21 protein-coding genes and 1 pseudogene are annotated in these 19,556 nt (G+C 30.1%); all 22 read left to right on the forward strand.

Annotated elements, in window-relative coordinates:
• The 22 genes and pseudogenes from LV469_00005 (at window position 1) to LV469_00110 (ending at window position 19,514) form a co-directional block, all read left to right on the forward strand.
• The gene (locus LV469_00005; protein ID UHR02731.1) at window positions 1-774 is read left to right on the forward strand and encodes a replication initiator protein A; all 774 of its coding nucleotides are present in this window, start codon (window positions 1-3) and stop codon (window positions 772-774) included.
• The gene (locus LV469_00010; GenBank protein ID UHR02732.1) at window positions 771-1,598 is read left to right on the forward strand and encodes an ATP-binding protein; all 828 of its coding nucleotides are present in this window, start codon (window positions 771-773) and stop codon (window positions 1,596-1,598) included. The genes LV469_00005 and LV469_00010 overlap by 4 nt, the downstream gene beginning before the upstream one ends.
• Window positions 1,591-2,076 (forward strand): PcfB family protein, encoded by a 486-nt coding sequence (locus LV469_00015; GenBank protein ID UHR02733.1) that lies wholly within the window; start codon window positions 1,591-1,593, stop codon window positions 2,074-2,076. Before LV469_00010 ends, LV469_00015 begins: the two co-directional genes overlap by 8 nt.
• Window positions 2,073-2,807, forward strand: a complete 735-nt coding sequence (locus tag LV469_00020) for a phage antirepressor KilAC domain-containing protein (GenBank protein ID UHR02734.1) — start codon at window positions 2,073-2,075, stop codon at window positions 2,805-2,807. The genes LV469_00015 and LV469_00020 overlap by 4 nt, the downstream gene beginning before the upstream one ends.
• The gene (locus LV469_00025) at window positions 2,800-4,596 is read left to right on the forward strand and encodes a type IV secretory system conjugative DNA transfer family protein (GenBank protein ID UHR02735.1); all 1,797 of its coding nucleotides are present in this window, start codon (window positions 2,800-2,802) and stop codon (window positions 4,594-4,596) included. The genes LV469_00020 and LV469_00025 overlap by 8 nt, the downstream gene beginning before the upstream one ends.
• Before the next feature lie 658 nt (window positions 4,597-5,254).
• A complete protein-coding gene (locus tag LV469_00030) occupies window positions 5,255-5,725 on the forward strand; it encodes a helix-turn-helix domain-containing protein (GenBank protein ID UHR02736.1) in 471 nt (156 codons plus the stop codon).
• Between the two features lie 37 nt (window positions 5,726-5,762).
• A pseudogene (locus tag LV469_00035) lies at window positions 5,763-6,188 on the forward strand (TraG/TraD/VirD4 family protein).
• Between the two features lie 63 nt (window positions 6,189-6,251).
• A complete protein-coding gene (locus tag LV469_00040; GenBank protein UHR02737.1) occupies window positions 6,252-6,770 on the forward strand; it encodes a ClbS/DfsB family four-helix bundle protein in 519 nt (172 codons plus the stop codon).
• Between the two features lie 37 nt (window positions 6,771-6,807).
• Complete coding sequence (locus LV469_00045; GenBank protein ID UHR02738.1) at window positions 6,808-7,008, forward strand: hypothetical protein; 201 nt, start codon at window positions 6,808-6,810, stop codon at window positions 7,006-7,008.
• A gap of 289 nt (window positions 7,009-7,297) precedes the next feature.
• A complete protein-coding gene (locus tag LV469_00050) occupies window positions 7,298-7,915 on the forward strand; it encodes an SAP domain-containing protein (protein UHR02739.1) in 618 nt (205 codons plus the stop codon).
• Between the two features lie 222 nt (window positions 7,916-8,137).
• The gene (locus LV469_00055; GenBank protein ID UHR02740.1) at window positions 8,138-8,449 is read left to right on the forward strand and encodes a single-stranded DNA-binding protein; all 312 of its coding nucleotides are present in this window, start codon (window positions 8,138-8,140) and stop codon (window positions 8,447-8,449) included.
• A 1-nt stretch (window position 8,450) separates the two neighbouring features.
• A complete protein-coding gene (locus LV469_00060) occupies window positions 8,451-8,666 on the forward strand; it encodes a Maff2 family protein (protein UHR02741.1) in 216 nt (71 codons plus the stop codon).
• Between the two features lie 10 nt (window positions 8,667-8,676).
• On the forward strand, window positions 8,677-9,540 hold the full coding sequence (locus LV469_00065; GenBank protein ID UHR02742.1) for a hypothetical protein: 864 nt from the start codon (window positions 8,677-8,679) through the stop codon (window positions 9,538-9,540).
• A 9-nt stretch (window positions 9,541-9,549) separates the two neighbouring features.
• Window positions 9,550-9,840, forward strand: a complete 291-nt coding sequence (locus LV469_00070) for a hypothetical protein (GenBank protein ID UHR02743.1) — start codon at window positions 9,550-9,552, stop codon at window positions 9,838-9,840.
• Window position 9,841: 1 nt separating this feature from the next.
• Window positions 9,842-10,252 carry a PrgI family protein gene (locus LV469_00075; GenBank protein ID UHR02744.1) on the forward strand — a complete coding sequence of 137 codons (411 nt, stop codon included), beginning with the start codon at window positions 9,842-9,844 and terminating at the stop codon, window positions 10,250-10,252.
• 70 nt (window positions 10,253-10,322) lie between these two features.
• Window positions 10,323-12,566: an ATP-binding protein gene (locus LV469_00080; protein UHR03608.1), complete on the forward strand. Its 2,244-nt coding sequence runs from the start codon at window positions 10,323-10,325 to the stop codon at window positions 12,564-12,566.
• A 7-nt stretch (window positions 12,567-12,573) separates the two neighbouring features.
• Window positions 12,574-15,153, forward strand: coding sequence for an NlpC/P60 family protein (locus LV469_00085; GenBank protein UHR02745.1), 2,580 nt, complete (start codon window positions 12,574-12,576; stop codon window positions 15,151-15,153).
• 14 nt (window positions 15,154-15,167) lie between these two features.
• Complete coding sequence (locus LV469_00090; protein UHR02746.1) at window positions 15,168-15,407, forward strand: hypothetical protein; 240 nt, start codon at window positions 15,168-15,170, stop codon at window positions 15,405-15,407.
• Complete coding sequence (locus LV469_00095) at window positions 15,394-16,977, forward strand: copper amine oxidase (GenBank protein UHR02747.1); 1,584 nt, start codon at window positions 15,394-15,396, stop codon at window positions 16,975-16,977. Before LV469_00090 ends, LV469_00095 begins: the two co-directional genes overlap by 14 nt.
• A 14-nt stretch (window positions 16,978-16,991) precedes the next feature.
• On the forward strand, window positions 16,992-17,852 hold the full coding sequence (locus LV469_00100; GenBank protein UHR02748.1) for a DUF4366 domain-containing protein: 861 nt from the start codon (window positions 16,992-16,994) through the stop codon (window positions 17,850-17,852).
• Window positions 17,853-17,926: 74 nt separating this feature from the next.
• The gene (locus LV469_00105; protein ID UHR02749.1) at window positions 17,927-18,538 is read left to right on the forward strand and encodes a DUF6088 family protein; all 612 of its coding nucleotides are present in this window, start codon (window positions 17,927-17,929) and stop codon (window positions 18,536-18,538) included.
• Complete coding sequence (locus LV469_00110; GenBank protein ID UHR02750.1) at window positions 18,531-19,514, forward strand: nucleotidyl transferase AbiEii/AbiGii toxin family protein; 984 nt, start codon at window positions 18,531-18,533, stop codon at window positions 19,512-19,514. Before LV469_00105 ends, LV469_00110 begins: the two co-directional genes overlap by 8 nt.
• Window positions 19,515-19,556: the final 42 nt, after the last annotated feature.

The raw sequence follows: 19,556 nt of genomic DNA on the forward strand, positions 1-19,556 counted from the left end.
ATGAATTTTGATTATTTTTATAATAGGCAATCTGAGATGTATAACTTCATTAGGTTACCTATGGTATTAATGGAAGATGAGATTTTTGAGAGTATTTCTATTGAATCTAAAGTTTTGTATTCATATATGCTTAATCGAATGGGTCTTTCATATAAAAATGGCTGGATAGATGAAGATGGAAAAGTCTTTATTTACTACACAATTGAAAGTATAAAAGATCAATTTAATTGTGCCAGTGAAAAAGCAAATAAATTAATAGCTGAGCTTGATATTAAATCAGGAATAGGACTGATTGAAAAGAAAAGACAAGGACTGGGAAAGCCTAACAGAATTTATGTTAAAGACTTTATGAGCATATTTAATAATATGGAATTAAAAAATCAAGAAGTTCGAAAAACAAAATTCCAGAAGTTCGATAATCGAAATTCAAGAGATTCGAATATCGAAAGTCAAGATTTTCGAAAATCGGAAGGTAACTATAACAATATTAGTAATAATGAGTTAAGAAATAATGATTTTAGTAAGGGACAAAAGCCTTATGGAATATATAAAAATATATTTTTGACTGATGAAGAATACAAGGACTTAACAAATGAGTTAGGAAACAGAATTAATGAGTACATTGATAGGTTGTCGTCATATATGAAAGCAAATAACAGAGATTATCAGGATCACAAGGCAACGATAATCAATTGGTATCTTAATGATCAGGCAAAAAATATTAATAATAATACAACAAGGAAAATGAATTACGATATAGGAGAGAGTTTATGAAAAGATTAAAAGATTTTGTATTAAGAGAAAATGATATTGAAAGAAATGGACATATCTATTGCAAGGTATGTGGTACAAGAGTAGATGGAGAATTACTTGACCTTGGATTTACAAAGTTTATTCCTAGAATTAAATGTGAATGTGAAATAAAAAGAGATAAGGAAAACGAAGAAAGAGAAAGACTGATGAGAATATCGACATTGAAAAGAGATTGCTTCTCATCACCTATCCAACACAAATATAATTTTGAGAAATACTTAAATGAAAAAGGTCAAGCTTATAAAGTTGCTTATAATTATGCCAAAAGCTTTGAACAAATGAAAGAAGACAATGTTGGACTTTTATTTTATGGAGATGTTGGTAGTGGAAAAACTTATCTTGCTTGTTCAATTGCAAATGAATTAATTGAAAGAAAACAAGTTAGAGTTAAAATCATGAATTTATCCCAGGTTATAAATCAAATACAAAAATCAGCATTTAAGGTAGATTCAAACGAAATTATAAATAACCTATCTAATATTCCTTTATTAATCTTAGATGACCTTGGAATTGAAAGGGACACATCCTATGCAAGAGAACAAGTATATAACATTATAAACTCAAGATACTTAAAGGGTAGGCCGACAATTTTCACTACAAACTTATCATTAGAAATTATTCAAAATCCTAATATTGACCTTGAGTATCAGAGGATATATTCAAGAATACTTGAAATGACAATACCAGTTAAAGTTATAGGAGAAGATTTTAGAAGAAAAATCCATCAAGAGAAGTTAAGAAAATACAAAGAGTTACTTTTATATGGAGGTGGAATAGATGATTAATGAAGAAGTATCAAGGTCAAGTCTTAATCTTGAAGTAAGACTTGCCAAAGCAACAAGTAAAGCAATTCTTGATGCCTTAAAGAAAGTACACAAGCAAATAGAGGAACAAGGTGGTTTGAAAAATGTAATAAAAAATAATGGAGAAGAAGTAAAACTAAAGGATATGGTTAAAAAGGGACAGTTAGAAGAAATTAATCTAAAAGATCCTGAGTTAAAAGAATTAAAGAAAATTTTAAATAAACACGGAGTGAAGTTTTCTGTTATGAAAGATAAGGAAACTGGCAACCACTCTGTGTTTTTTCAATCTAAGGATATAAAGGTAATGGAACATGCCTTTAAAAAAGCAGTTAAGGCTTCTGAAAGAAAGGCCGATAGAAAAGATTCAATAACAAAGACTATAAATAAGTTTAAAGATATGGCTAAGGACACCATCAGCAAAGATAAAGTTAAAAATAAACATAAGGAGCAAAGCTTATGATAAGTAATTTAAAAACATTTGAAAATAAGAATTTTGGGAAACTCACTGTTATAGAAAAAGACGGTGAGTTTTTCTTTATAGCAAATGAAGTAGCAACTATGTTAGGTTATGTCAATCCGAGGAAAGCTGTTTATGACCATGTAGATGAGGAAGATAAGGGTGTAACGAAATGGAATACCCCTGGAGGAATACAGAATATTTCAATAATTAACGAATCAGGATTGTATTCACTTATCCTCTCATCAAAACTACCACAAGCAAAAATATTTAAAGCTTGGGTAACTAGAGAAGTCTTACCAAGTATTAGAAAAAATGGAGGATATATAGTAGGGCAAGAAAAGAAAACTAATGAAGAGTTACTTGCAGATGCAATTCTAGTAGCCAATAGAATTATTGCCGAAAGAGAAGAAGAGATTGAATTATTAAGACCAAAGGCAGACTATTATGACAAATTAGTAGATTATAACCTACTTACAAACTTTAGAAATACTGCCAAAGAGTTAGGAATACCACAAAATCAATTTATAAGTTTTTTAATGGATAAGGGATTAATTTACAGAGATAAGAAAAAGAAACTCTTACCTTATGCAGATAAGAACAATGGATATTTTGAAGTAAAAGAATGGGTTGATCCATTAGGTACACTTGTAGGAATACAAACATTTATAACACCAAAGGGAAGACACTACCTACTGATTTTATTAGATAGCGAAGGTTTTTACGATGAATAAGATATTGGAAGCTATTCTTTCTGATATTAAAAACCTAATTAAAATAGACAACCCAAAGAAATTTATATTAGCAAACATTCCTTATCTATCATTTTTCTACTTTGGAAATATCTTTTCTAAGCACATCAATTCTTATGTAGGAGGAGATATTATTGATAGAATAATGGTGGGAATTTCTGATATAGGAACTTTATCTTATATACCAAGCCTTAATCTAAGGGACTTGTTAGTAGGTATTTCAGTTGCTGCCATCGTTAAGCTAATTGTTTATAGTAAAGGGAAAAACAAAAAGAAATATAGGCAAGGTAAGGAATATGGCTCTGCAAGATGGGGAGAAAGTAAGGATATTGCTCCATACATTGACCCTAAGTTTGAAAATAATGTTCTTATAACTAATACTGAAAGACTAACAATGAATTCAAGACCTAAAAACCCTAAATATGCTAGAAATAAAAATGTATTAGTAATAGGTGGTTCTGGATCAGGTAAGACAAGATTTTATGTAAAGCCAAACCTAATGCAAATGCACTCTTCCTATGTAGTAACAGACCCTAAAGGAACACTTGTGTTAGAGTGTGGAAAAATGCTTTATGAAAATGGATATGACATAAAGATTTTAAACACAATAAACTTTAAAAAATCTATGAAATACAATCCCTTTGCTTATTTGAGAAGTGAAAAAGATATTTTAAAGCTTGTCCAAACCATAATTGCTAACACCAAGGGAGATGGAGAAAAGGCAGGAGAAGATTTCTGGGTAAAGGCTGAAAAGTTATATTACACTGCCCTTATCGGTTATATATATTATGAAGCACCAGAAGAAGAAAAGAACTTTAAGACGCTTTTGGATATGATTGACGCAAGTGAGGTTAGAGAAGATGACGAAACCTATATGAACCCAATTGATAGGCTCTTTGAAGCTCTTGAAAAGAAAGACCCAAGCCATTTTGCGGTTAAGCAATACAAGAAATATAAACTGGCAGCAGGAAAAACTGCCAAGTCAATTCTAATATCTTGTGGAGCGAGACTTGCACCTTTTGATATAAGAGAGCTTAGAGAACTAATGAGCGAAGATGAATTAGAACTCGATAAAATTGGAGATAGAAAAACTGCTTTATTCGTAATAATATCAGATACAGATGATACCTTTAACTTTGTAGTTTCAATAATGTATTCTCAATTATTTAATCTACTATGTGATAAGGCAGATGATGTGTATGGTGGAAGACTTCCAGTTCATGTTAGGTGTCTACTTGATGAGTTTGCAAATATCGGTTTGATTCCTAAATTTGAAAAACTAATAGCGACAATTCGTTCAAGAGAAATATCTGCAAGCATAATATTACAAGCACAATCTCAATTAAAAGCGATCTATAAAGATCACGCAGATACGATAGTTGGTAACTGTGACTCAACGCTCTTTTTAGGAGGAAAAGAAAAAACAACAGTAAAAGAGTTATCAGAAACCTTAGGAAAAGAAACCATAGACCTATATAACACATCAGAAACAAGATCAAATCAAAAATCTTTTGGTCTAAATTACCAAAAAACTGGCAAGGAACTTATGAGTCAAGATGAAATAACTGTAATGGATGGTGGTAAGTGTATATACCAGCTAAGAGGAGTAAGACCTTTCTTATCTGATAAATTTGATATTACAAAGCATAAGAATTATAGATTACTTGAAGATTATGATAAGAAGAATTTATTTGATGTGGAGGAGTTTTTGAAAAACAGAGATAAAATAAAATTAAACTCAAAATCGAAAATTCTCAAAATAAATTTATGATACAAAAACAATTTGTGACTTATAGACGGTTGACTTATAGTCGACAAAGTGCTAATATATAATTATATAGAGGTGCTATTGTATGATCAAAAAAGAATTAGGTCAGGAAATTAGAAAATCATAGAGGAGGAAACATGAAAAAAATTATACATTTACTTTTTTTATGCTTAATTTCAATATTTGTTTTTTTCTGTATTGAATATGTTGTATATAAATTCTTTATTCTCCACAATCCATTATATATAGTTACATTTATATTGTTTTTGGTTGTGTTTTCTTTGGATATTCATTTGTTGAATAAAATGAATTTTCCATATAAGATAATTTCCCCAGCGATTGCGTTAATAACAGTATTTTTAGGTTTGGCACTTTTGAAGTTTTTGCTACCTATTTTGAAATAAATATCGGTTAAAATTAGGCTGAGGAAAGAGAGAATTTCTATGACTTGCACAGAAGAATTACAAGTTATTGGAAGATTATGATAAGAAGAATTTATTTGATGTGGAAGAGTTTTTGAAAAACAGAGATAAAATAAAATTAAACTCAAAATCGAAAATTCTCAAAATAAATTTATGATACAAAAACAATTTGTGACTTATAGACAGTTGACTTATAGTCGACAAAGCGCTAATATATAATCATATGGAGGTGTTATTGTATGATTAAAAAAGAATTAGGTCAGGAAATTAGAAAATTAAGAACAGCTCGTGGATTTACACAAGAAACATTTTCTAAAGCGTGTGGATTGGATAGAACATATATTGCGGATGTAGAGCTTGGCAAGAGAAATATATCAATAGAAAATATTGATAAAATCGCAAAAGGACTTCAAATTACTTTGCCAGAATTATTTAAGTTTAATTCACCTATACAAAAAACAATCATCTTAAATATAAATGGCGAGCAGTTTATTTTAGAAAGTGATACAGAACTCACAATGGATAAGAAAAATTATATTGAAGCAATATGTGAGACAATGTACGATGAAAGTAATGAATGGTATGAAGATATATATGATATGTCCCCATATGATATAGCTGAGCTATTTGAAAAAACAGTAAAAGAAGAAGTAGGAATAACTGTTACATTTAAAGCGATAGACCTTGAAGTATCGATTTTAGAAGATTAGAAATAAGGTATTAATAGGCGATAGAAATTAAAAACTCTCAAGGAAAATATCAGCAAGCATAATACTGCAAGTACAATCTCAATTAAAATCAATCTATAAAGACCATGCAGATACAATAGTTGATAACAATGATTTTACACTCTTTCTATGGGGAAAAGAAACTATAGACCTATATAACACATCGGAAACCAGATCAAATCAAAAATCTTTAGGTCTAAATTACCAAAAAACTGGCAAAGAACTTATGAGCCAAGATGAAATAACTGTAATGGATGGCGGTAAGTGTATTTATCAGTTAAGAGGAGTAAGACCTTTCTTGTCAGATAAATTTGATATTACAAAGCATAAGAATTACAAGTTGTTGGAAGATTATGATAAGAAAAACTTGTTTGATGTGGAAGAGTATTTAACGAATAGAGATAAAATAAAAATAAATAGGAACAGTTTGATTACAAGATTATGAATTAAGCTTAGGATAAAAATATTTTTGATATAATATCTATATATAAACCATGGAGTTAGGCATATGAGGTCTTATGAAAGTAATGAAGAATTAAAAAATGAGATAAAGAAAACTTTTGAAAAGTATATTTCTGAGTTTGATAATATACCGGAAGAACTAAAAGACAAAAAAGTAGAAGAAGTTGATAGGACACCGGCAGAAAATCTTGCCTATCAAGTAGGTTGGACAACTTTACTCTTAAAATGGGAAGAAGATGAGAAAAAAGGACTGGAAGTTAAAACGCCATCAGATAATTTCAAATGGAATCAACTTGGAGAATTATATAAGTGGTTTACAGATACTTATGCTCATAAATCTTTAAAGGAGCTAAAAGAACAACTAAGACAAAATGTAGAAAATATTTGTCTTATGATCGATGAATTAACAGATGAAGAATTATTTAAACCACATATGAGAAAATGGGCAGATGAAGCAACCAAAACTGCTACTTGGGAAGTATATAAATTTATTCATGTAAATACAGTAGCGCCATTTGGAACATTTAGGACTAAGATTAGGAAATGGAAGAAATTAGTTCTATAGATAGAAAAGTATAAATAAGTTTACTTAGGAGGATTTTATGGCAGTTGCAAATATCAAAGTTACATTAAATTGCCCAATAGAAAAAGTATGGGATAAAGTTACTGACCTTCGTGATTTTGGTTGGAGAAGTGATATCAAAGATATCAAAATTATTGATGATAAGAATTTTGTAGAGATTACAAAAGATGGGATAGAAACAAATTTTAAAGTTATAGAATGTACGAAACATCAATGCTGATCTTTTGAAATTGAAAACGCAAATATAAAAGGAACTTGGATAGGAAAATTTTATTCGAATGGAGATAAAACAACATTAGATTTTACAGAAAATGTTATTTCTAAAAAATTTATATTTAAACCTTTTGTAGGATTATATTTAAGAAACCAACAAAAACTGTATTTTAAAGATTTGAAGGAAGCACTTAATTGTGAAGAAGCAAGTCATGTTCAAGTGTTATGAAAATAATAAAATAGATAAATTGGAGTAGCCTATTCATATATTTATATCTTTTCGAAAGGGTAAAACAATGATAGAAAGTAGACCTAAGTTTGATAAAATCACATCGTTTGATGAGTTTAATAAATACTATTGGTATCGTGAAGAACTTTCACAGATATGCAAGTTATTAGGATTAGAATATAGAGGTACAAAACAAGAACTCACTTATATTATTGAGCAGTACTTTAAGGGTGATGTGATTAAAAAGTCATCAATAAAAAACATAAAGAAACAAGTTGATTATATTACTTTAGATATGCCTTTACTTGAGTGTGGATTTTCCTTTAATTCAAAATTCAGAGAATATTTTTCTGTTGTAACAGGTGTTTTGCCTTTCAAATTTACTGCAGATATGGCAACGGCTTGGAGAAAAGTAAAAAGAGAAAATGATTTGAGTTTTACAATTCAAGATATGCTCAAAGTTTATTATGGAAAATCAGATTATGCTAAGTATGATAATTCGGTTTGTCAATGGAATCAATTTTTAAAGGATTTTTGTGCAGACGAAAATAGTTGTAACTACTCTAATAAAATACAAGTAGCTGCAATTCTTTGGAAAGAAGTCAGAGATTCAAAAAACAAAAAAGTTTATTCACGAGAACTTATAAAAAAATATGAGGATAAAATAGAAGACTACCACAAGTAAATAGAAACTATTTTTTTGAATGAAAAAAATTAATACAGATAGATGTTAGGCGATAGAAATTAAAAACTCTATCGTCTTTTTTTATACTCAAAATTAGGAGGTTAAGATGGTAAGGATAAGAAGTCCCACTTAAAACAATTTAATATATAAGACATTTAGCGATTGAAATATAAGTTCAGTCGCTTTTTTAATTGAAATTTTTAGATTAAGGAGAAGAAATTAATGGATAGAGAAATGATAAATATTAATGCAAATTTAGTTAAGGAAGCTAAATTTTCAGAATTTGAAAAAGATGGAGAAAGTGTTCAAGTAGCAAATTTTGCTCTTGTTAAAAATTATGGAAAGGGCAAAGAATATACAAATTGCTCAGTATATGGAGAAAAGGTAGAAATTGCAAAAGAATTTGAAAAAGGAGATCTAATCCATGTCTTTGGATATTTCAAAGAAAACAAAAAAGGAGATAAGGTCTACAAGAACTTTATAGTTAAATCACTAAATAAAATAGAAAATAAGAAAGAAAACGAGGAGGAATAATATGGAATTTTTTACAGCTGGAGTTGGAGTTTTAAAGACACTTGTAACTGCAATTGGTGCAGGTTTAGGAGCATGGGGAGTTATTAACTTAATGGAAGGTTATGGTAATGATAACCCTGGTGCTAAATCTCAAGGTATTAAGCAGCTTATGGCTGGTGGGGGAATTGTACTAATCGGTATTAAATTAATTCCACTACTTGCAAATGCTTTAAAATAGGAGAAAGTCTATGTTTGGTATCTTTGACAAGCTAACTGAATTTTTTAAGGATATGCTACTCGGAGGTATCAAAGCAAATCTTGAGTCCATGTTCTTAGATATAAATGACAAGGTAGGAGTTATTGCAACTGATGTTGGGAAGACACCAATGGGTTGGAATGGAGAAGTGTATAACTTCATAAAAAACATTAATGATAATGTGATCGTTCCAATAGCAGGTCTTATCATAACAGCAGTTTTATGTATTGAACTCATAAATATGGTTATGCAAAAGAATAATATGCACGATACAGATACTTTTGAGTTTTTCAAATACATTATAAAGATGTTTATAGCAGTCTACCTTGCAAGCCATGCCTTTGAATTTTCAATGGCAGTCTTTGATGTGGCACAAAATCTTGTAAACAAAGCGGCAGGGGTAATCACTACTTCTGCCACTGTTTCAGGAGATCAGATAGTTGCAATGGTTGATACATTAAAAGAAAAAGAAATAGGTGAGCTTTTAATGATATTAGTTGAAACAAGCCTTGTAAGGATTGCAATTCAATGTATATCTTTAACTATTACCTTAATAGTATATGGGCGTATGTTTGAAATATATGTCTACTCATCAGTATCATCCATACCATTTGCGACTATGGGAAATAAAGAATGGGGTCAGATTGGAACAAATTATATCAAGGGACTTTTTGCCTTGGGACTACAAGGTTTGTTTTTGATGGTATGTTTAGGTATCTACACCGTTTTAATAAGAACGGTACAGATTACAGATATTCACGCAAGCTTGTTTAGTATATTAGGATATGCTCTACTACTTGGACTTATGATGTTTAAGAGTGGAACAGTTGCAAAAAGTATTATGAATACGCACTAGGAGGAATAAATGTTAAAAAAGAAAAATTGTGCTTTATTGGGACTTGGAATTTTATTAGGAGGAACTTATGAAATCTTAAAAGAGAAAAAAAGAAATGAAGAGATTAGAAACTTAAAGAGGAGAATAAATAGACTCGGAAGATGTCACAATGAATTTGTTATGTATCAAGGCGAATACAATGACAGAAATGAAGAAAAACAAGAAGAATTAGAAGAAAGAATTAGCTACCTGGAAGAGGAAACAACATCTAATTATGACCATATACTTGAACTTTCCAAAGAAGAAGTAGAGGGAGATTAAAATGGCATATGTACCAATACCAAAAGATTTGGACAAGATTAAAACAAAGGTTGCCTTTAACTTAACCAAAAGACAACTTATAGGTTTTTCTGTGGCAGGACTAATTGGTATACCAACCTATTTATTTATGAAGAAATATCTACCTAATGATGTTTCTATCATTGTAATGCTAATAGTAACCCTGCCAATCTTTTTTATAACCTTATATGAAAAAGATACCTTAACTTTTGAAAAATATTTTAAATTTTTCTATCTTCATAAGTTTTATCAACCAACTAAGAGAATAAGAAAGGAGGCATACATTGAAGCAAAGAAAAAAGCAAATCAGCGACTTAAATCTAAGGGAAAAACAATTAAAAAAAGACCGAAAGGAAGTAAGAAGGCTAAAAACAAAGAAAGATCCAACAAATAGTCTTCTAAGTGTACTTTTAAAGAAAGGGAAAAAGAGATTTACTGTTGAAGATACAATTCCCTATATAAGAATGTTACCAGAGGGCATTTGCCAGTTAGATGAAAAAAATTATTCAAGGACAATTTCATTTCAAGATATAAATTACCAGTTGGCATTGGAAGAAGATAGAGATTTAATCTTTAACCAATTTGCCAACTTTTTAAATTCTTTTGATCCAAGTGTCCACATTGAACTTTCGTATGTAAATCAATTAGGAAGAAATAAAGACCTACAAGATGCAATTAAAATTGCTGATAAGGGAGACTTCTATGACGATGTAAGAAAAGAGTTTAGGGAGATGTTAAAGCTTCAACTTGCAAAGGGCAATAACGGACTTAAAAAGATGAAGTATATAACCTTTACAACAGAAGCCGATAACCTAGAGCAAGCAAGAGCAAAGTTAAATAGACTTGAAGTAGATATTTTATCTAACTTTAAATCTATGGGAGTAAGAGCAGAAAGCCTTGATGGTGAAGAAAGGCTAAGACTTGTTCACGATATGTTAAATCCAGACAAAAACTTTTATTTTTCATATAAAGATTTGAAGAAGAAAGAGTCTACAAAGTCACATATAACTCCCAATATCTTTAATTTTGCACCAGTAAATAATTTTAAATTTGGTAAATATATTGGAGCAGTAAGCCATTTTCAAATACTTGCAAGTGAGTTATCAGACAGAATGTTATCTGAGTTTTTAGATATTGATGACAATATTTATGTAGCTTTTCATATAGATGTAGTTGAACAAGCAGAAGCCATTAAACTCATTAAGAGAAAAAATACAGACCTGGATAGAATGAAAATTGAAGAACAAAAGAAAGCAGTTCGAGCAGGATATGATATGGATATTATTCCATCAGATATAAATACTTTTGGTGCGGATGTTAAGTCCATGTTATCTGACTTACAAAATAGAGATGAAAGGCTCTTTGTAGTTACCATAGTAATGATGAATTTTGCTAGGACTAATCAAAAATTAGAAAATACTATTGCTCAAATCTCATCAATTGCTAACAGACATAATTGTCAGGTGAAAAGATTATCTCATCAGCAAGAGCAAGGACTTGTTTCTGTCTTACCTCTAGGAGTTAACCAAGTCGAGATAAAAAGATTTTTAACTTCATCATCAACGGCAGTATTTATGCCTTTTACAACAGAAGAGCTATTTATTGATTCGGTAAATTCCTTGTATTATGGCTTAAATGCCCTTAGTCAAAACTTGATTATGGCAGATAGGAAGAAACTAAAGAACCCTAACGGATTAATATTAGGTACACCAGGTTCTGGTAAATCTTTCTCAGCAAAGAGAGAGATGGCAAATGCAATTCTTGTTACAGATGATGATGTAATTATTTGTGATCCTGAAGGCGAGTATTCAAACCTTGTAAAACAATTTAATGGAGAAGTTATTAAAGTTTCAGCAAAGTCAAAGGACTACCTTAATCCATTAGATATTAATATGAACTATGGAGATGGGGACGCACCTTTAAAGGATAAGGCAAACTTCATAATGTCTATGCTTGAACTTGTAGTAGGAGGATCAGGTCTTACTGCTGCAGAAAAATCTGTTATAGATAGGTGCTTGCCAAAGATATATCAAAAATATTTTGAAGACCCAAAACCAGAAAATATGCCTATACTAGGAGATTTATACGATATGCTCCTATCTCAAGAAGAGGGTGTTGGTAGAAAATTAGCAACAGAAATGGAAATTTATGTTAAAGGAAGTCTAAATGTCTTTAATAATAGGTCAAATGTTGATCTAAATAGGCAACTGCTCTGTTTTGATATAAAAGAGCTAGGAACACAACTTAAAAAAATAGGTATGCTTGTAATTCAAGACCAAGTTTGGAACAAGGTTTCCTTAAATAGAGGAAGCAAGTCTACAAGATACTATATAGATGAGTTCCACCTTTTATTAAAAGATCCACAAACTGCTTCATATTCAGTAGAAATCTGGAAAAGATTTAGAAAATGGGGAGGTATTCCAACAGGTATAACTCAAAACGTAAAAGATCTTTTAACAAGTCAGGAAATTGAAAATATCTTTGATAATACAGACTTTGTTCTAATGTTAAATCAAGCATCTGGAGATAGAGATATTCTTGCTAAGAAATTAAAAATATCGCCTTATCAGTTAAACTATATTACTAATTCAAACGCAGGTGAGGGACTCTTATTCTTTGGAAATACTATTGTTCCTTTTATAGATAAATTCCCTAAAGATACAATGCTATATAAGCTAATGACAACAAAACCAGAAGAAGCTAAGTAGGTGTGATATGGATAAAAAACTAAAAAAAGATTTTCAAAAGAAAATTATACGAAATAGGGACGCTCCTGAAAAAAATATGGATAGTAAACTTGTTCATTCAGATGATTATACCAATAAGATAATTAAAACTAAGGATAGGTTCGGAGATAAAATTTCAGAAAAAGAATCTAAACTTATTCATGAGAATGTATTAGCTAAAGATCAAAAACAAGATAAACTAAAAGATTTTCAGAAGGCTAAAAACAAGGAAAGAATTAGAAAAGAAGTTTTAGATAATAAGGATAAGGCTGGAGGAACAAAACAAGCTAATCTTGAAATAAGGTCAGATGAAAGCTTTAAATTTGATGAAGACTTAGATGTAGACTTCAAAAAGGTAAATTTTGATAGTGAAAACAGTAGAAATATTAATTCTAATAAATTAACAACAGATGATATTTCAGCTAAGTCTAAACCAATAAACAATAAAAAGCCATCAAGTAAAAGACAAGTTCTCAAAAATTACGAGGATAAACTTATCCATAGTAAGGATAAATTCCAAGACAAAATCAACGAGAAAGAGTCTAAGCGAATCCAGACAAGTGAAGATAAACCTATCGAAGCAAAGAAGAATAAGAGAATATACAGAAAAGATAAGCTTGTTAAAGATGGAGTAAGTAAGAACGAGAGTAATACTAATATCGATAAAAATCAAAAGCAGAAACTTTATCAAGAAAAGAAGTTTAGAGATAAGGAAAAAATTTCTAAAGAGATAGATAAAGAAAATAAGCTAAGCGAAGTTGATACAGAAAAAACTTTTGATAATCCTGAGATTAAAGACAATAATCTTGAATTTATAAAAGATGAAAAAGAAACGAGCCTTAAATCTTCAGAACAAAAGAAAGTTAATAAAAAGAAGACTTACTACAAGAGAAAAAATTATGAAAGTGATAAATTCACTCGAAAGAAAATCGATGACTTAAAAAATGAATCTAAGAAAGTTACAACTAAAGATTCTAAGAAAGCACAAGATGTTAAAGATTTTATCTCAGATAAAAAAATTGGAGAGCTTGAAAAGTCTAAAAGCAAGCTAAAGGACAACATCTTAAAGAATAAGACTAAAGGAAGTCTATCTTCTGGAGTCTTATTATCTGGAGCAAAGTCCTCAGAGTTAGTGAGAGATTATTTAAGTTCAGGATCTGACAATACTGGTGTAGAATCTGGAGAAAAGGTCGCTAATGTAAGCTCTAAACTCCAGCATGGAATAAGGAAGTATAAGCTAGACAAAAAGAAAAAGTCCTTAAAAAAGTTATCTAAACTTGATAAGAAAATAAGAAAGAGAAAAAGCAAGTTGGAGTTTAAAAGTGGTTTGGAAGATTTAAAAAAGTCAGACGCCTATATAAAGAAAAATAGATTTAAGAAGTTTTACCAGAGAAAACAAATGAAAAGCATGATAGCTAAAAAGCACGAAACAAGACTGGTAGATAGAGTTAAAAAAGCTATTTTAAGTTTAGGTAAGGCTTCTAAAGAGCTAATCGTAAGAAAAAGTAAGATGGTTCTATTTCTAGTAATAGGACTAGGTCTTATGCTATCAATCATGATTGGTGGTGGAAGTGTTGGTATGAGTGGACTAAGCAACTCAGTAAACTCAGTAATGACAACAACATACCTATCACAAGATACAGTTCTAAGTGAAGTTAATCAAGAATTTTCATCAATGGAATATGACCTACAATCACAAATAGAAAGTGTAAAAACAAGTCATCCTGGATATGACGAATATATCATAAATAAAGAAGGAGAAATTGGTCATAATACCCATGAACTTTTATCCTATATAACTTCAAGATGTGGAGAAGTAAAATCAGCATCTGAAGTAAAAGGAATTTTAAAAGAACTTTTCGACAAGATGTATAAGCTTGACTTTAAAGAAGAAATTGAAATTAGAACAAGAACAGTAGCAAGAACAAGATATGATAGTCGTGGCAATCCTTATACTAGCTATGAAAAAGAAGAGTACGAATATAAAAGGTTAATTGTAACTTTAAAGAAAAAAGAAATGGATGAAGTTGTTAGGGAAATATTTAAAGATTATCCAGACAATGTAGTTCATTATGAAGCTCTTCTTGAAGCTAAGGGGAATATGGGAGATGTTTTTGGATTAGGTAATGGGGACTTAGGAGAAATAGTAGACAATCCAAACTTTGGAAATCCTGGTCTTGCTTTTGATTCAGCTACTGCAAAAGCCTTATTTAATGAAGCAGAAAAACATATAGGTAAAAGATATGTGTTTGGAGCAAGTGGACCATCTAACTTTGACTGTTCAGGTTTTGTATGTTGGTCATTTACAAAGTCTGGTGTAAAGAGAATGCCAAGAACAACTGCATGGAGAATATATAAAGACTATTGTAATCCAGTAAGTCCAAGTGAAGCTCAACCTGGAGATATTATATTTTTCCACTCAACATATAACAGTGGAACACCAATATCTCACGTAGGAATATACGCAGGTAACGGAATGATGATTCACGCAGGAGATCCAATTCAATACACATCAATAAATTCAAAATATTGGAAATCACACTTTTATGGTTTTGGAAGACCAAGATAGAAGGGAGATATTATGTGAACAGAAAACTTATAAGTATTAGGAATAAAAAGAAAAAAATGGAAGAGAAATTGAAAGATTTAAATGCAAAATATAAAGAAATTTGCGATGAAGAAATACAAGTTGAAAATGAAGAAATAATTGTAACTCTTAGGAGGAACAATATTAGCTTGGAAGAATTAATGGAGAAAATCAATGATAGAAAAAGAGAAGAAAAATTAAAAGAAAAGGAGAACATTCATAATGAAGAAATTTAATACGAACAGACTAAGAGCCTTTTTTATGGCTCTTTTATTAGTTTTAACATCAACCTCAACTACTAATGTACTAGCTAAAGCTGATGATACAGATGGTAGTAAAAAAGTGATAGAGAGTTCTATTATTAAAATTAGTGATTTAGAAAATCAGATCAAAGACTTAAATGATAAGAAACAAGAAGACCAATCAAAGATAAATGAATTAAAGGAAAAGTTAGAATCTTGCAAAGATAATGGAGAGAAACTAAAACAAGAAAAAGCTAAGCTAGAAGAAGAAATTAGAGATAAAGATAATAAGGTTGCTCAATTGAATAAAGAAATTGAGGATTTTAAAAATTCTAACAATGATGAACTAATAGTAGAAATTACGCAGCTTAAAGATGAATTAAAAAGAATGCAAGATGAAAATGCAAAACTAAAAGAAGATTATTCATCTACAAAATGGGAGTTAGAAGCTGAGAAAGAAAAGACCGATAAAAACGAAAATAAAATCAAAGAAATGCAAGAAAAGCTTGAGTCTTTAGAAGGGGAACTTGCAAAGAAGACTAAAGAAATTGAAGATAAAGATAATAAAATTAAGGGTTTGGAAAAAGTTCTTGATGAAAAAGATACTAAGATAAAAGACTTAGAGTCTAAAAGGGAAGAGACAGAAAATTCTAAGTCAGAATGCTGTAAGAAAATTGAAGAACTTCAAAATGCTATTGATAGCTTAAAAGAATCTTCTGAAAATACAAAAAAAGAATTAGAAGATAAGATTAAAGGACTAGAAGAAAAACAAAAAGCTTCTGAAGAAGAAATTAAAAAGCTAAAAGGAGAATTAGATAAGAAAATTGAAGAAGCAAAGAAGTTAATCGAGGAAGCAAATAAAAAATCGAAAGAAGAACTTGAAAAGCAAGCTAAAGATGAAAAAGAAAAAAATCAAAACCAAGACCTATCTAAAAAATTAGATGAACTTCTAAAACTCCAAAAAGAAAACAGAGAGAAGAAAGAAGATAAGAAATCTCAAGATAAAAAATGGGACGAACTTTTGAAAACGGATGACAAGAACATCTTAAAACAATTTGATCTTAACAAGATGAAAAAGCAAGAGGAACAACAGGACAAAAAACAAGCTAAAGATGAAAAAGAATTTGCAGTTTTCCAAGTAGACAAAAACTTTTATAACATTATCAACAAAGATGGTAAGACAACAGTCTATATGGATGTAAAAACTTATGTGGATCAAGGAAGAACTATGATTCCAGTAAGATATATTGCTTATACTCTAGGTTTTAATGTTGAGTATGACAACTCTACTCGTGAAGCCATTTTCTCAAACAAAGAGAATAATATCTTAGCTAAAAAGACATTAAGACTAAATATTGATACTGGTGTTATGAAAGATTCAGATGGAAAGGTCTACAATTCAGATGTTAAGCCAGTGATTATAAATGGAAGAATTCATGCTTCAATTTCAAATATTGCTAAAGCTTTTGGAGCAAGTCATGGAGATATTAAAGATGGCAAAAACCAAACAATAGAATGGGACAATGCTAGAAAAGCAGTCTATGTATTTAAAAATGTAAAATAAGAAAGGATAGAAAAATGAATAAGAGTATTAAACGAGGAGTAGCCATAGCGTTACTCCTTTTTACATTTACAGTACCAGCAACTACATTTGCGATGACAAATGAAGGACAGATTGAAAGTCAAAACAAATCAATCTATGAACCACAAAAAGAAGAATTTGAAAAAATGTTGAAAGAAGATGTTTTTACACCATCAAAAGAAGAAATTCCTTATCAAGATGTTCCAAGAATACCAGGAAATACAAGTGAAGCAAATAAGCCTTCAAATAATCCTCCTAAGAAAACACCACTTGTAAAAGGTGGTAATACAAAGGCAGTAAATAATCTTGCGACTGGGGAAAATAAGGCAAGAGGTTCAGTAATTGAAAATGTCGATAGGAATGGAAAAGATATTACACCAAGTGGAGATACAGAAAAAGATAAAGAAAATCCAGTAGATGTAAGACAATTTTTAACATTTCAAACTAAAAGTGGAAAAACTATGCACCTAATAGTAGATCACTCATCAAATCAAGATAATGTAAGATTATTAACAGAAGTAGGAGAGCAAGACCTACTTAATATGATTGAATCAGAAGATAAAAATACTATAAAGGTTGAAGAGCCTAAGAAAGAAGAAGTAAAAAAAGAAGAACCTAAGACTGTTCCAGTAAAAGAAGAAAAGAAAAGTGGGATAGGTTCATTTCTAATTGTTGTACTTGTAATTGGAGGAGTTGTAGGAGCAGGATATTATTTTAAGGTAGTCAAAGCTAAAGAAGATAAAATGTTGGAAGACTTTGAAGAAGATGATGAGGATTATATTAGTGAGTCAGAAGATGAATCTGACAATGAAGAAAGTCATGAAGAATTTTTAGATGAAGATGATGAACTATTATAAGGATATGAAAATTTAATCTAAATTGAATATTTCTCCCGAATATGATACAATATTCGGGAGAAAGGTGGTGCAAAATGAATTCTTATTTAGATCAAATAAAAAATAGAATTAATGATTTTGATAGCAGGAAAGTTTTTATAAACAATGATTTTTTAGATATAGCAGGAAATGAAACTGTTCGTAGAACTTTAAATCAACTAGTTAGTGAAAATAAAATAACAAGAGTAATTAATGGATTCTATTATAATCCAAGATACAGTGAATTAATTGGAGAGTACGAAGCAGTATCAATTCACGAGTTGGCACTTGCTATAGCAAGAAAATACAATTGGAATATTGCACCATATAATAGCACAGCCTTAAACTTATTAGGACTTTCAACACAAGTTCCAACTCACTATAAATATATATCTAGTGGAAGATATAAGGAATATAAAATTGGAGATACGGTTTTAGAATTTAAAAAAGTAAATCCAGGAGAAATTGCCAATATGTCCCTAAAGACCGCAACAGTTATTCAAGCAATTAAGTCTTTGGGCAAAGAAAATATCAATGCCCAAGTTATACAAAAAATAAGAGAAAACTTAAGTGAAAAAGAAAGAATAGACTTAATGAACGAATCAAAATCAGTGCCAGCATGGATATATGAAGTAATAAGGGAAATTTGTGAGGGCAAAAATGAGTAAGTTTTATATAGAAAACAAAGAAGATTTAAGAGTTTTAATAGTCAATACTGCAAGAAAGAAAAATATATCTGAAGCCGTCATTGAAAAAGACTATTGGGTTACTTTTATCTTAGACTATCTATTTAATGAAAACAAATGGAGGGAATATTTTACCTTTAAAGGAGGAACATCACTTTCAAAATGCTTTGGACTTATAGAAAGATTTTCTGAAGATATAGATCTAATCTTAGATTGGCGAGTATTAGGTTACGAAGAAAAAGAACCTTGGTTAGAAAGGTCAAATACTAAACAGGATAAATTCAACAAAGAAGTCAATGAAAAGACTGAAATCTTTTTAAGAGATGAATTATTAAAAGTCTTAGAACAAGATTTCAAGGACATGGACTTTGAATTTATGATTGATACTCTTGATCCACAAACAATTCTATGTAAATATCCTAAAATCTTTGAATCTAATTATTTAACACAAAATATAAGACTTGAAATAGGAAGTCTTGCGGCATGGACACCTGCAATTGAAGTGGGAATATTGCCGATAATTAGCGAAGCCTATCCAAATGTATTTAAAGAAAAAACTTGCATAAGAACAGTATCGGCAGAGAGAACCTTTTGGGAAAAAGCAACTATTTTACACCACGAAGCAAATAGACCAGAAGCTTCTCCTATGCCCCACAGATATGCAAGACACTTTTATGACCTATATAAAATAGCAAATTCGGATTTTAAAAACAAAGCTTTAGAGGATAAGGAGTTATTAAAGAAAGTAACTGAATTTAAAATGAAATTTTATCCTAGGAAGTGGGCAAAGTATGAAGAAGCATTAAATGGTAAATTGAAGTTAGTTCCAAGAGAGTTTCGATTTTCTGAAATAGAAAAAGATTATAAGGCTATGTCAGAAATGATATATGGAGAATATCCAAACTTTGAAGAGATTATAAAAGTTCTTCAAGAACTAGAGAAAGAAGTTAATAAGTAAATCGAATACTCCCGAAAATAATACAATATTCGGGAGAAATAC

The organism is Peptoniphilus sp. GNH, assembly GCA_021307325.1.
In the GTDB taxonomy this organism is placed as follows: domain Bacteria; phylum Bacillota; class Clostridia; order Tissierellales; family Peptoniphilaceae; genus KA00134.

Coding starts and splice junctions, on each gene's coding strand:
- LV469_00070 (UHR02743.1), top strand. CDS start 9,550: ATGTTAAAAAAGAAAAATTGTGCTTTATTGGGACTTGGAATTTTATTA.
- LV469_00085 (UHR02745.1), top strand. CDS start 12,574: ATGGATAAAAAACTAAAAAAAGATTTTCAAAAGAAAATTATACGAAAT.
- LV469_00075 (UHR02744.1), top strand. CDS start 9,842: ATGGCATATGTACCAATACCAAAAGATTTGGACAAGATTAAAACAAAG.
- LV469_00005 (UHR02731.1), top strand. CDS start 1: ATGAATTTTGATTATTTTTATAATAGGCAATCTGAGATGTATAACTTC.
- LV469_00095 (UHR02747.1), top strand. CDS start 15,394: ATGAAGAAATTTAATACGAACAGACTAAGAGCCTTTTTTATGGCTCTT.
- LV469_00050 (UHR02739.1), top strand. CDS start 7,298: ATGATAGAAAGTAGACCTAAGTTTGATAAAATCACATCGTTTGATGAG.
- LV469_00055 (UHR02740.1), top strand. CDS start 8,138: ATGGATAGAGAAATGATAAATATTAATGCAAATTTAGTTAAGGAAGCT.
- LV469_00030 (UHR02736.1), top strand. CDS start 5,255: ATGATTAAAAAAGAATTAGGTCAGGAAATTAGAAAATTAAGAACAGCT.
- LV469_00025 (UHR02735.1), top strand. CDS start 2,800: ATGAATAAGATATTGGAAGCTATTCTTTCTGATATTAAAAACCTAATT.
- LV469_00020 (UHR02734.1), top strand. CDS start 2,073: ATGATAAGTAATTTAAAAACATTTGAAAATAAGAATTTTGGGAAACTC.
- LV469_00040 (UHR02737.1), top strand. CDS start 6,252: ATGAGGTCTTATGAAAGTAATGAAGAATTAAAAAATGAGATAAAGAAA.
- LV469_00110 (UHR02750.1), top strand. CDS start 18,531: ATGAGTAAGTTTTATATAGAAAACAAAGAAGATTTAAGAGTTTTAATA.
- LV469_00010 (UHR02732.1), top strand. CDS start 771: ATGAAAAGATTAAAAGATTTTGTATTAAGAGAAAATGATATTGAAAGA.
- LV469_00080 (UHR03608.1), top strand. CDS start 10,323: ATGTTACCAGAGGGCATTTGCCAGTTAGATGAAAAAAATTATTCAAGG.
- LV469_00015 (UHR02733.1), top strand. CDS start 1,591: ATGATTAATGAAGAAGTATCAAGGTCAAGTCTTAATCTTGAAGTAAGA.
- LV469_00065 (UHR02742.1), top strand. CDS start 8,677: ATGTTTGGTATCTTTGACAAGCTAACTGAATTTTTTAAGGATATGCTA.
- LV469_00045 (UHR02738.1), top strand. CDS start 6,808: ATGGCAGTTGCAAATATCAAAGTTACATTAAATTGCCCAATAGAAAAA.
- LV469_00105 (UHR02749.1), top strand. CDS start 17,927: ATGAATTCTTATTTAGATCAAATAAAAAATAGAATTAATGATTTTGAT.
- LV469_00100 (UHR02748.1), top strand. CDS start 16,992: ATGAATAAGAGTATTAAACGAGGAGTAGCCATAGCGTTACTCCTTTTT.
- LV469_00060 (UHR02741.1), top strand. CDS start 8,451: ATGGAATTTTTTACAGCTGGAGTTGGAGTTTTAAAGACACTTGTAACT.